General features: G+C 47.9%; 9 protein-coding genes. All 9 read right to left on the reverse strand.

All coding sequences use genetic code 11. The features are described 5' to 3' along the window. Positions 1–2: 2 nt before the first annotated feature. Positions 3–539 (reverse strand): type VI secretion system contractile sheath small subunit, encoded by a 537-nt coding sequence (gene tssB / locus ACH50O_RS16465; RefSeq protein WP_446808845.1) that lies wholly within the window; start codon positions 537–539, stop codon positions 3–5. Between the two features lie 40 nt (positions 540–579). Beyond that, a complete protein-coding gene (tssA, locus tag ACH50O_RS16470) occupies positions 580–1,605 on the reverse strand; it encodes a type VI secretion system protein TssA (protein WP_446808846.1) in 1,026 nt (341 codons plus the stop codon). Positions 1,606–2,153: 548 nt separating this feature from the next. Further along, complete coding sequence (tagF, locus tag ACH50O_RS16475) at positions 2,154–3,701, reverse strand: type VI secretion system-associated protein TagF (RefSeq protein ID WP_446808847.1); 1,548 nt, start codon at positions 3,699–3,701, stop codon at positions 2,154–2,156. Beyond that, positions 3,698–7,246 (reverse strand): type VI secretion system membrane subunit TssM, encoded by a 3,549-nt coding sequence (gene tssM, locus ACH50O_RS16480; RefSeq protein ID WP_446808848.1) that lies wholly within the window; start codon positions 7,244–7,246, stop codon positions 3,698–3,700. Before tssM ends, tagF begins: the two co-directional genes overlap by 4 nt. Before the next feature lie 9 nt (positions 7,247–7,255). Further along, the gene (gene icmH / locus ACH50O_RS16485; protein ID WP_446808849.1) at positions 7,256–8,563 is read right to left on the reverse strand and encodes a type IVB secretion system protein IcmH/DotU; all 1,308 of its coding nucleotides are present in this window, start codon (positions 8,561–8,563) and stop codon (positions 7,256–7,258) included. Between the two features lie 4 nt (positions 8,564–8,567). Continuing rightward, positions 8,568–9,872 carry a type VI secretion system baseplate subunit TssK gene (gene tssK, locus ACH50O_RS16490; protein WP_446808850.1) on the reverse strand — a complete coding sequence of 435 codons (1,305 nt, stop codon included), beginning with the start codon at positions 9,870–9,872 and terminating at the stop codon, positions 8,568–8,570. A gap of 107 nt (positions 9,873–9,979) precedes the next feature. After that, the gene (gene tagH, locus ACH50O_RS16495) at positions 9,980–11,350 is read right to left on the reverse strand and encodes a type VI secretion system-associated FHA domain protein TagH (RefSeq protein ID WP_446808851.1); all 1,371 of its coding nucleotides are present in this window, start codon (positions 11,348–11,350) and stop codon (positions 9,980–9,982) included. 559 nt (positions 11,351–11,909) lie between these two features. After that, complete coding sequence (locus ACH50O_RS16500) at positions 11,910–12,314, reverse strand: hypothetical protein (protein WP_446808852.1); 405 nt, start codon at positions 12,312–12,314, stop codon at positions 11,910–11,912. Positions 12,315–12,435: 121 nt separating this feature from the next. Next, positions 12,436–13,680, reverse strand: a complete 1,245-nt coding sequence (gene amoB / locus ACH50O_RS16505) for a bacterial ammonia monooxygenase, subunit AmoB (protein ID WP_446808853.1) — start codon at positions 13,678–13,680, stop codon at positions 12,436–12,438. Between the last annotated feature and the right edge of the window lie 79 nt (positions 13,681–13,759).

Genomic DNA, 13,759 nt, shown 5'->3' on the forward strand with positions numbered 1-13,759 from the left:
TCTTACTCCCCAGTTCCTTCGGAGCCTTCACCACTGGCTTTGGCTTCGCTTGGTTTTGCCGAGGATGCCAAGGTTTGCAATAAGGCAGGATCGTTAATTAGCTTGGTGATTAGTTCCTCCGCGCCGGTCTTGCCGTCCATATAAGTGATTAAATTGGACAATTGGGTTCTGGCCTCCAGTACCTTATCCAGACCGGCAACTTTCTTGGCTACCGCCGCCGGTGAAAAATCATCCATACTTTCAAAAGTGATATCGACGCTAAGGTTACCTTCGCCGGTCAGCGTGTTGGCTACCTGAAAAGCGGCTCGCGGCTTCATTGACTTCAAGCGCTCATTAAAATTATCGACGTCTATCTCAAGTAATTTCCGGTCCGCTATGGGTGGCAGCGGCTCCGCGGGTTTGCCGGACAAATCGGACAATACGCCCATTACAAAGGGTAACTGCACCTTTTTCTCAGAACCATAGACTTCGACATCGTATTCAATCTGTACGCGGGGAGCTCGGTTTCGTTGTATAAACTTCTGACTGCTTTCTGCCATTTTATTCTCCAATTACTTATGATTAACGACCCCAAAAACTTTAACTTGGATCAGGACCTTTTATAGCATCAATTTGCGAAAGTGCATCGGGCATCAAATTTTGGACTATTTCCATAAAATCCGCCGTCACAAGGTGTTTAGCGCGTTTTAGCAATAGCGGCACCGGACTGGATGGCTCATTTTCGGCGTAGTACTTACATAGCATATCCAAGGTTCGCAATACGTCCTGCCTCGACTCTATCGCTCCGGATATGGGTTTTGCTTTAACCGAACCGCCGCCAGCCACAACCTCCGTATTTTCGCTTTCCGGCTCCGCTTCAGCGTCCCCTGCCAGCCTAGAGCCGCCGAATTGTTCATATTGATAAAGGATGTCCTTCAGGAGTGTTTTTAATCCCGATAAATTCGCCCTTTGACCAACCCCGACTTTTTCACCGACGAAGGCGTCCAATTGGTCAACACTACGAATGCTATCGATTACCGCCTGATACGACGCATTCAATGCCTCGCTATCTACATCCAAAAAAGCGGCTTTGATCGCACTAACATCCGGCTTTTCCACGCCGGCCGGCGCCTCGATTTTGTCTGTGGCATACTGAATGTCCCTTAAACTAAACCGGCCGACGGCTTTAGACTCTACAAGTATCGCCAGACTCAAAGGCCTTAATATCCAGTCAAAATTAATCAATTCTTCTAGGATATTGACCCTCATCGTCGGGTCGAAGCCGTCATCGGCATCTAACTGCGGATGGATGGAATCCCAATAACGGTTTAGCGCTTCCCCCAGATACTGCAATCCATCGCGAAACCCGCAAATCCCCTCCAAAGGAATCAAGGATCTAATTAAGTACAAAATTACTTGCAAATCCCTAGACTTTTGCAATAACGCAATCGCCTGTTTGTTTACTTCCCGCCAGTTAGGCGGTAATGCTTTTTCTCCGCTGAACTGGTTCTCCGGCGTACCCTGAATATCGTTATCCAGCGCCACACGCGCGTTGTCGTATTCAAGATTCTCTCCGCAGGGATTGTCGGGGCTTAACTCACTTAACAACCCTGATAAATCCGCCATTTTCGCTCCTCTTTAGTAATGACATTGTTTCCGTCAATGAACCGCAGCAATGTAATGCATTTATCTAACTTGCTTTTGATCGGCTTGAGTTCTCGTTTACCGCCCGCTCTCTTCACCTTTGCATTACGCCTATAACTAACCGAGTTAGTCTAGTCGTTTTTTCAAGTCGCGAATTAAACAAAGCGCTTTCGATTTGAACGAATTCGATATTCTTAAAATTTCGCTTGCGCCGTATTAGATAACTTATAGATATCATTAAGCGTGCCAGCTATAGAAAACGACAAACAAAAAAACATAAAACATTGATATGGAAAGAAGTTACTTATCAGAAACCATTCGAATGACGAATCATATCCGCCACAGTGGCACAAAGTTAGCACGATATTTCGTAACAGATACGGTATTCGGTAATTACTGCGTCCGATTCCGAAATATAAAACCGGCAGATAGCGTTTAAATAACTTCTTAACTATCTCTAGAGCTTGCAGTAGTAGCGGTTGCGCGCAATCGCTACTACGTGAAAAGACCGCCGACCCATAACGGCCGTCTCAGCCATTATATTCAGCGATTAAAACAGTAATGTTATCTCGGCCACGCCGGCTTAAAGCTTGACTGATTAAAGCCTCGGTAGCATGCTGACAGCTGCCGGCCCCCATCGATTCCGCAATCTCGGCTTCCGACAATTCTTTATCCAAACCGTCACTGCATAAGAGATAACGATCGCCAATCGCCGCTTGAAAACGGACAACATCCAACGCCAAGGTCAATTGTCCTCCAACCGCCCGCGTAATCACATTGGCACCAACTTGCTGAGCGGCTACTTCCCGGCTCATCACACCGGAATCCATCAACTCGTCAATCAGCGTATGATCGCGGGTAATCTGCTTAAATTCACCCTTTCGCAATTGGTACAAGCGACTGTCGCCAGCCCAAATTGCCGCGCAATCCGCGTTTTTCGCCAACAAGGCCACTACTGTGGTGCCAACAATACTGCCTTGCTGGATTCCAGCGGCAAATCGGCATAAGTCGTCGTTGATTTTCTGTAATTTATTGCAAACATCTTCTATCTGGCTATCCAGGTTTTCGGCAAATTCCAAGGTCGATAAAGAGTCCACCACCAAGCGACTGGCAACGTCGCCGGACTGATGCCCACCCATGCCATCGGCAACAACCCATAAGCCGAGAGCGGGGGAATCGAGCATCGCATCTTCATTGTGTTTACGCTTGTTGCCTACCACCGTAACCCCATAAGAAGTCCAAGCAGCCGATTCGGACGCCACCGAAACTTGATTTACCAGCGTTTCCGGTTTCCCAACGCTCAAAACCCGCTCAACTTTTTTTACGCTTTGAGTTTGCTGGTACCGCTGCACCTGCCAGGACCGGCCCGTCTGCGGCAAACCTTGTAAGAAGCTCGCGTAAGTGTCTATCGGCGGCAAACCTTCGCAAAATAACAAATTGGGCCGATTGGACTGGCCGCCTTCGCTCGCCCAAATGCTGTACAACGGAAAAAAACGCTCGATCAGGCTCTGACTCAAACGTGGAAACAGGACGTCGGCCTGATCCAAACTCTCCAAATCGAAACCAAGCGCCAGCTTACCATTGGCCGTACCGAGTCCTCGGCCGAGATCCGCTGCAAAATGTTGGCTCACGCAGCTTTCAGCCGAGCCAATCGCCATCAGGCCTTTGTCGAAGCTGTCCAGATCGCAGGATTCGTTCAATACCGACAGCGCGACGTCTTCCAATTGCGCAAACCAATCGGACTCCGGTAAAAACAGCGGCAGTAACACGTCTGCCGGAACGGATTGCGCCAAGGTCAACGGATAATAACGGCCAACTCTATCGACGCTAGGCATCATCACGCCGGCCCAAGCGCTAGCGCCGCAAACACCGGGACTAAGCGCAAATCGCCAAATCGGGCTAACCAAAAACAAGGATAACCAGTTCTGGCCTAATATTTCCTGGCTGGAACGCATAGAGGCTTGTAACCACTGGTCCCACGGCTCGATAAAATGCCTGGGCAAACGCCGGCTGACGAAATCGCCCAATCCGGGCACTTTCCCAAAAAAACCAACGCTCAGCATATCGAGCGAACTCATAAAGTCTCCGGGCAACGAAAGCTTTGATACTCGCTGATACCAAACGGATTATTGACGCTGGCCGCGTGCAGCTCGAATTTGGCGGTATAGCCTTCCAGTTGCACGGTTAAATTGAAGCGGTCCGGCAAGCCGGTCGGTTGGATATTAAACTCGTCGAACATCCTGAACAATGCCCAGGCGCCTTCCTTGGATTTACTGACCTGTTTGCCGTCCAACGCTTCAAACACCACTCTAACGCCGGCACTGTTATTGGTGCCGGGCCACTGAAACTTGGTCAGCTGCTCCGGACCGTGGCGATACACCAACTCCTGGCCTTCGACGTTTAATCTGAAAGTTCCCACTTTATCGTCCAACGTCAATGGCTTTAATTCGAACTGCACTTGCGGCACAGCCCCGCCACCGGGAAAAAATGCGTCGCGAATTTTCGAGGCGATCTGAAACTGCCGAATACTCACTGCAGACAAACCCAAAGCCTTATCCGAGGCTAGCTCCTGCCACTGTACCGCCGCAGTATCGACGAATGCCTTAAGATTGGCGTTAAAAAACTGATCGACGATACCGTTACTGGCGAAGACTTTGCCGAAATCCGCCATCAACACATCCTGCTGGGTATTTTTAGCGAACGGATAACGTCCGGCCAATGCACTTTTACAGGGCATGGTCACGGCGGTTTTCAGCATTTCGTTCAACTGGACCTTCGCACCGGTTTTGATTTGCTGTCCGCCCGTGCTGGTCAAGGCGTTGAGCGAAGCCGCGACCGGGCCCGGTAAGCGAGCAAACTCCATTTTGGCGGCTTGCAAAGGATCGACGCCGCCACCGGCAAACCGCGCGGCCTCGGTAGACAGGGCTTGACCGCCGCTATTCGGCGCCGAGCCAATCTGCATCAGGTAATCATGCAGATTTTTAATGCTAGCCAAGGTTGCGGCAATGGGAGCAGGTCTGTCGGCGGCGCCACGCACTTGCATATTGTAAGGTTCGAAATAAGTCTCCAAGGCCTTAACCGGATCAACGCCGCCGTCGCTTTGTTTGGCCATCGCCAGCAGTTTTTGGGTCGCCGCCTCCGGCACGGCCAAGGCGCCCCCGGTAGATTTTGCCAAGGCATCGGCCAATTCGGATGAGAGCTTACTTAACGCGGTATTTTTTTCAACCAATTCCAACAATAGCTTCAACGGCGAATCGGGGCGGGACAGCAGATCCAAGGTATCTACCAGCTGATTATTGTTGGGTTGCGGGCGAAATTTAACCGCTGTCAGCACACCGTCCCAAGTCTTTTGATAATCTCCCAAATACAGACGTTTGAAATCGCCATATAAACGGTCAATTTCGACAGGCGTGCTAGCACCCTCCGCTCCGAGCACCCAATTTTGTTCGCTGGCTTCCTTGACGTAAAACATGCCTTTTTTCAGAAACAGCTCGGTATAACCGTAATTGCTAAACAAGCCGGGGACAATAAGCGTATCCAACTCCTTGCCGTTTGCCGTAAACACCCTGCCGCCATTGGGCGCCAATTGACCGGCGACCGCAATATCGTGGCTGCGATCGAACAGCGCTTCGCTTTTGAAACGGCTATAGATTTGGTTTACCAAGGGAATTTGCGTCAATTTATTCCGTACCGCATCGACAAAACCGTTATCGAGAACGGCCGGATCCAAGCTCAAGGCCAGCAAGTTATCCAGATGCAACTGTAATTTGGCTTGGGCCTCCGGGTCGGTAGCAAACATTTGTTCCCAATCCAATTTGATCCAGGGTTGAGCGACTTTGGCATCCATCCGTTTTGGCTCGCCGAACATTAGATAGACGCGTAGCAGCTGATAAAGCACATCCAGATTTTTGCCTTCATCGCCTTGCATACGCTCTTTCAAACGCAAGGTAATCAAGCCCTGCAGATTTTCGCGAAGCAAGCGTTGGTAGGAAATATCGACAGCCGAATCGATTTTATCGCCTTGGTATAAACCAAAGCCGCTGCTCCAGCCGGTTTGACTATAAACATCCTTGGCGGCTTGCAGGGCATTTAGCTTTGGCAATAGCGCCAAAAAACCGGAACGCGAATCGGTGGGGACAAGACTACTGGCTCGATAAACTTCTATCTGCTTCTCGACATCGGCAAGCGCCATTTTATTGGTGGTAAAGCTGATCATCCAAACCACGACAGCTATTGCCACCACCGCAAAGGTAGCGGCAAAGCCTGCCAGATTCATCAAGCGGAAACGCCGCTCGACTTTTGGATCGACCCCGACTAATTCCGCTTCGGGAAATACTACTTGCTTCAAAAGCTTGGTTAAAAAATAACTTTTACCTCGCCCACTCATTAATGGCGTTGCTTGCCTTTCCAACCTAAAACTCGAAGCCAGTGCCGCCATCACCCGGTCTATTGGCGTACCTTCTTGGGTACCGCTGCTGAAATAAACCCCGCGTAATAGGAAAGGCTCTTCGTAGCGATTGGTGGAAAACGCCGCCTCCAGAAAGCCGGTTGCCACCGATTTGAACAACATCATTTGCTGTGGAAAATCGAAGATCGCCGTGCGGCGATGGACATCCCGTTCCTCCTGAATGCGTTTCAGGCGCCGCTGCACCAATCGCCCAATCAATTCGTCATAAGCTCGTTCGAACTGCGCTAAATGGGCGGCGAGATCCTCTTTATCGTTGTCGGTACGAATAAAGGTTTCGCCCCAAACCTGACTGCGCTCGTCTTCGGTTAAATTGGCAAAAAAATCGCTAAAACCGGCGACGAGATCGGCTTTGGTGAACAATACGTATACCGGCAATTGCACACCCAACTGCCCATTGAGTTCCATTATCCGCCGCCGAATCGCCGCCGCGTGCCGACGCAACTCTTCCTCGGTCTGCTGTATTAAATCGCTGACACTCACCGCCACGAACACACCGTTTAGCGGTCGGCGTGGCCGATACTTTTTTAACAACTGCAAGAAACCGTGCCAAGCCGAGGCGTCCACTTCTTGATGACTGTCTTGCGTAGTGTAACGGCCGGCCGTATCCAATAAGATCGCTTCGTCGGCGAACCACCAATCGCAATCTCGCGTACCGCTGACGCCTTTTACCGCATGCTTGCCTAAACGTTCAGCCAAGGGGAAATGTAACCCGGAATTAATCAAAGCCGTGGTTTTCCCCGACCCCGGTGCACCGATAATGGCGTACCAAGGCAATTCGTAAAGATATTGCTTACGCCCCCGCTGTTTGGAACCAGTCGTTTTCAACAAGGTTAAGGCCTCGTCGAAACCGCGATTCAAAACATCCAACTCCGCGGCGGATGCCGATTGCGCATCGTTTGCGTCGGTCCCGCCGGATAAATCGACCATCAAACGCTGCTCGCGCTTGCGCGATACCAACCAAACTGTTAATCGGTAAATCAACCAAATCCCGGTTACTAACGCTATGGTAATAATCCGGCTTAAATCGGACTCCAAAGGCACAGTGCCGGCTATAGCTATTAAAGGCCCAACAAACCAAATCAATACCGACAAAACCACGATACCGATCAGCTCAAGCACCCACTTTGTTTTAAAAAAACTGATTATCCGTTCCACGCGGTATTCTCACTTTATCAAGATGTCGACGCGCCGATTTAAGGCTCGATGTTCAGGAGTGTCATTGGGTGCCAAAGGCTCGCCGTCAGCCCGGCCTTCCGCTCTGGCTGAACCTTTTAATTGAGCGGATGCGGTCAAAATCGCCAATACGTTTTTAGCGCGTGCCGCGGACAAATGCCAATTGGACGGAAAACGCGCCGACACGATGGGTTTGTCGTCGGTATGTCCGGTTACCAAAATGGAGTCTTGCTCATTCTCAAGTTCCTTGGCGATTTTTTTTAGCATCGGCAGAAACTCCGGTTTGACTTGGTCACTACCCGAAGGAAAGGAATTACGAACGCGGATGATGCTATCGTCGACTACTTCGACCATACTCTGGGAAATTTCGTCCCGTAATAAAGGCTTGAAACGTTCCAATCTATTGGCGACAACCGGCGCGGGCGGCGTTATCGTCACCGCTGCGGAAACCTGTACCGGCTCTTTGGCCAGCTTCAACAGTTCCCGATACGCTGGGTCGGAGGCCGAATTAATAAAATATGCAAAACCGAGATAGCAAAGCAGCAGCAACCCGCCTGCGGCGCTGGCAAATACCCATAGCGGCACTTGCGTTATCAAAGAGCTATTACCGGTTTTTTGCCCGTGCCAGCGGGGCGATAATTCCGGGGAAAAATCCCCCCGCACTCGCTGAGTCAGCTGATACAGTTCCAACCGCTGTTTTTCCAGTTCGTTGCTGCCATTCGCCATGACTCGATATTTACCTTCGAATCCGAAACTGAGCAACACATAGCAGAGCTCAATGAGCGGCAGGTTTTGCGCCGGCTGTTTTACCAAGTGTTCAAGTATTTGAAAAAAACGCTCACCGCCCCAGGCTTCTTTATGGAATAGAATAAGCAAACTCTGATGCCCCCAATTACTTTGGGAGCCCCAGGGCGTGTTTTGGATAATTTCATCCAGAAACGTACATAAGCCATAGCTAGCCATACGCATGGATTCCTGCTGAAAGCCCGCGCTTAAACCGCGATTTTCAAATTCCCTAACTTCCTTCGCAAGCTTTTGCTTTAATTCGTCAACCCCGGCATAACTAACGGTAGACCTAAGTCTTGCCGCCAACGAAAGTATTCCAGCCGCCATGCTCAATAAAGAATCGTTATCCGTACCGGAAAAAACGCTGAGCGCAGGAATGTTTATATCAGGAGCTGTGCGGGGTTGAGGGGATGGCGATATTTGTGTGAATGTCGGCTGTTGCGGCATTCTTCCTCCCGGAGAAGGCCGTAACACTGTTTTGTCGTCATCGCCGAACGGACCTTGTTGCACCATGTCTTCACCCTTTTTTTATTGCCCAGAATTCCAACTCCAATCCCGGAAAATTACCGCCAATATGAAATGCGAAGCCGCCGGAATCGGTCATTTTCTTCCAATAAGGGCTTTGCTTGTCTAATTCGAAATAGGAGCATCCGGCGTGATACGGCAATTGCCTCGGCGCCACCGGTAATGGGTGAATAGAGATACCCGGTAACGCCGCCGTGACTAATTGCGTGATCTCTTCGACCGGACCGATTTTGACTTGTGGCGGAAAATGCGTCCGCAACATCTCCGATGACACTTGTGCGCTTGCCGCCAACACGTAAATCGCCTGATCCAATAGTTTAAGATCAGGACGCCCGGAGTAATACACCGACGGACTATGCTTGGTTAAAGGTATTTGTATTGCATTCTGCTCGAGGACCATGCTCAATAGGCGTCGCAGCTCCTCGATTAACGGAATGAAGCAAATGCGCAAATCGTCATGCCGATATTCAGGCAACACTGCTGGCCTTTTATTTTGGCGGTAAAAGGTTGCAAGATCTCCCATCAATTGTAAGCATAAGGAAAATAGCGACTCCGGATGCAGCACGGCATCTCCAGTTAGATGTGCTAGCAAAGGCTCATAACGATTGATGGTTTGCAGCAACATAAAATCCGCGACTTCGGCCACACCGGCGCCTTGCGAAGTGCCCGCTACGCGCGCGGCCAAAGCTTCGCCCCGTGTATGTAACAATCCCTGCAACTCGCGAAGGAAACCATACAAAATACTGCTGGTAGCTGACCTTAGTACGACTGGAATATATCTGTCGTCCAATACCACAGTTTTATCTGCGCGAACTTCAACTATATTGGCGATGCCTAAGCATAGATACCCCGAGCGTTCCTGGCTACTTAGCATAAGCCTGGGCCGAATGCTGCCTATTTGGACTGGGTAACGGCCGTCGTATCCGGCATTATTGTCCCTGACATCTCGATGAATAGTTCGGTATCTTGCTAACCCATCGGGGTTGTTATCGCTATCTACTTCCACAGCATCAGGACGCCTCAGTGGTAACGCCAAATAGACAATCTCATTGGCCATACCTTCCGAGACCTCCAATGGTAATGGTAGTTCGTCTTCATTCGGCAAATGAAAAGGCGTACCATCCTGAAAAATCCCCCTTGCTTCGGTCAAACTGATTTTGCCGATTGCCAAATGTGCCGTATCTAGCTTTAGCGCGGAGAATCCCCAATCGTATGCGCGGATTCCGTAACAACGGCCGTCGATAAGACTTTCCAGATAACGGTCGTGCTGCTGAAAATGCTGGGGTCTAAGGAACATTCCTTCCGACCAAACAACTCTATTGTTGATTGACATATTCTATTGGTCACCAATTTAAATGAAACGCCAGCGTACGCAATGGGCTAACTGGCAAACCTGTAAATAAATCAACGTCGCGCAAACAATCGCATTTGTTTTTCGTATGCTTCCGCGAATTCATCTCCGAAAAAACCTTCAATAGCGAGCGCTTTCAACTCGGGATATTTTTCACAATATAGCTCCCAGCATTTTGCTTTTTTTTGAAAAACGATACCTTCACCCAATATTTTTTCAAAACTTTCCGGCTCGAAGCGGTGCAAAATCTCTGCAAGTGCGGCTTGAATTCCCGATGTCATAGCTAATTGATGATACTTAATATCCTTGAAGGCTTCGTTAACTGCATCATTTGAGTTGATGAATGCGGGATTATTGGGTGCCAACATCAGTTTCAGCACACTTTCCACGTCGGGATTAAATTTTAGCGGGTTATTGTCAAAAGAGCGGATTGTCGTGACAGAAACGCGAAATTCACTTTTCATTTCAGCCCTTGCTCGTAACACATCCATTAATCCTTCGATCAAGTTACGGAATAATAGCCCGGTTGCTTTCATCGCATCACTCCATTGCTCCTCTGGCAAAAAGGCATGATCTTTTATTCCCGCACCTTCTAAAAATTTATGCATTAGTGCGCCATCGCTTGAGGCTGCTTTTGTTCCGCCAAATTCCGATTGTGGCTTCCATGCGGCTTTATTATTCGGAGAAACTGGTTCAGGCTTTGACGGCTCAATTGTCACGGACGCCGTCGTTTCGACAATCTCGTCGAGCTCCGATAAATTGAGGGACGGGGGAATAAACGATACGTTAGCGCTTTTCGAAATAGCATCATCCATTTCCGGGGACGCAAACACCGGCTTCTCTACCGCATTCAAGGAATCAAGTCCCTTCAAAAATTCGGCTATGTCTTTACCTTCATTTTGTGCGGGCGATACATCTGGTACCGCAAAATTATCATGAAATGGGGAGACTGGAGGACGCTCGGAAAATGGCATTCCGGTGGCGCTTAATGGAAGGGAAAAGCTTAATGGCTCATCAATCACCGATTTCGGTTCGTTCGCAAATGGGGAGGCAAAAGGCGAAGAAAATATATTTTCGATACTTATTGCTTCGTTTACTGCGTTTTCGGTCAATATTTCGACCAGAATCTCATACTCGCCTATACGTAATATTTCATTGTTAGTGAGGACTGCTTGCGCATCATTTAAGTTTTGTGCCGCATTACTTAGGTAAGTACCATTCTTACTCGTATCTTTTATGAAATAATCCCCCCCCAAATAAATTATCTCTGCGTGGTGCCCGGAAACAAAACTTTCAGCATCCGGCAGCACCATATTATTCCCAGGTTTGCGCCCAATCGTTCCGCCGTGCTGATCGATCTCCACACATAATTCGCTTGGTAGCGGCAAACCTTTGTAAGAAAGCACTTTCAGTATAATTGCCACGACTATCGTCCTAAATTTAATTGAACCAATTGTCGCAACAATTTACATCATTTTTTAGCGATACGCTCCCCCAATTCGTTATTCACTGACCTACGCCAGAATAATAGTCAATGTATTTCGGTAGCGCCAGTTCAGCAAACGTTTGAAACCGCGTGTGGAGGAGTTTATGTTTCGAAAAGTACCGAATCGATCTTTAAAGGGGATATGAGGTCAAAAATGCATAACAGAATGCTATTCCGGTCTTCGCCAAAGTTCGTAAATCAGCTCCGGAGGCTAACTGAAGCTTCTTGCGGTCTCGGATTTACATATGAATAAATCCCGATTTCAAAGCAACAGATTATAGCTAGTCAAACTTACGATTAATCGGTGCTCCTGAAGAACTATTTATAAGGCCTTCAATAATAGTTCCGCCTGACATTTTAGGCTTCACCCTACCATACCGAATTTATACCACTTAAACTCAATACCTACTATCGTCCGCATGTGCCAACTTACATTCATACATAGATTTAAAATTTAGAGACTTTATCAATCCTTGTATTTAGGAATGCCAAAAGTGCTATTGAGCTTTTTTTAATCCTTCTTCGCCTCCAGTAACCAAACCGGACATACATTCGACTACGCTCTCGACATAATTTGAATGAGCTTCGGCTAATTTCTTCGGATCGCCGAAGCTTGCGCGTAAATCATTTAATGTCTTTTGCGGATCTGTCGATTTATTAAGATCCAACATTTTCGTATAGTTTTTATAAGCCTGCCTTCTTTCCGGATCTATTAAGAATAATCCGGGCATATTATTAGAGGATTTATCAATCACACATTTAGTCATGATTTCGGGCTCGATTCCATAGTCCTTAATATCTTTATCCTGTTTCATTTGTGCCAAAATCACATTCTCATACTCTTCTTTTTCAGCGCAACCGTTCAAGACTAGCATTACCACAATCAATAAAACTTTATTCATTATTTCTACTCTTAAAAACATTTATTTCCGCAAGTGCTCTACCAAAAAAAACCCCCGCTACCTTTCAATAGCGGGGGTTTCAATTTCCTTCTAAGTTTTTAGGCTTAGAAAACTTTCACTATTAGATGAAAGTTGGGATCAGAGGAGCATCAACTGTTACCAATTGACGGTTACCTTTTTCATCCCAGAAGAACAACAGACCTGCGAAGCGGCTGTCTGGATCGTAGATCAAGTCAGCTAAACGATATACTTCCCAAGCAGCGTCAGAAGCAGTAACTTCGACTGTACGTGTTTCGCCTGGAGCCAGAGGGCTGTTATCGCTAACAGTTAAGCCTTCTTCAGCCAGCAAATCATCTGGGTAAGCTGTATCATCTTCATGAACCGCTGGATCTAAGAAACGTACACCTGCAGTGTTGAACTCGCCCAAACGCACAGCTGAATCGCCATTGTTTGTGATGGTCAAGGTCATTTGCATTGCACGACCTGGCACACGGTAGGTAGCGTCATCAACTTTAACCGAAACAGTAGTTTCAGGCAGTTGATAAGTTTTCATACCACGCAACAAACCAGCTTGTAATGGAGTTGTTACAGGGTATTTTTCATTTGTTGCACCCATGGATGCAGCAACGATTACCAGAGTACCAACAGCAAACACGATACCAACTTTTTTATCGCCAGCTGAGATCAGAGAATCTGCTTTGCCAGTGCTAACAGCGATATGACGTGGAACGAACAATGGACGTTTGATCCAGAACAACAACCATGCGAACGCGATTGCGAACCATACTGCGTGCCAGAAATAAACGTTGTCCAGTGCGTAGTTTTCCAAGTTGATTGTTTGACCAGTCAAAGTAGTAACTGGGTTAACAAACTCGCTCATAGAACCAGTAATGGTTACCCATTTGCCTGGACCGATGATAGGACCACCGCCTTGAACGTTCATCATAGAGTGAACGTGCCAGTCACCTGGACGACGAGCTTTCAACAGAACTTTGAACTCATAAACTTCGCCCAGTTCCAAAGAAACTGAACGAGGAACCAATTGACCGCCGATCCAAGAACCTGCACGGATAAATACAGGACCAGGGATACCAACGTTCAAAAATGAAACTTCTGGTTTATCAACAGTTTCTGGCCAACCTGCGAATACCAGGAATTTACCAGAAATTGTCATAGTTTCATTAACAGGCACTTCTTCTTTTGACCAGTTCAGGTCAAACCAGTGAATCGTCCGCATACGCATAAACGCAGCCTGTGATTTTTCACCGTGAGCAGATGCTGTTGGAGCATAGAACATCGCTGCTGTCATTGCGACCAACAGTGCGACAAAGGACAGTTTTGCAACTTTGTCTTTTATTATTTTCATATTTCCTCCTCTATTACTAGAGAATTTTAATTAAGACTTTCTGGCGACTAATAATCACCAGGTTCATTTTCTTACTATT

Source organism: Methylomonas sp. 2BW1-5-20, assembly GCF_052474515.1.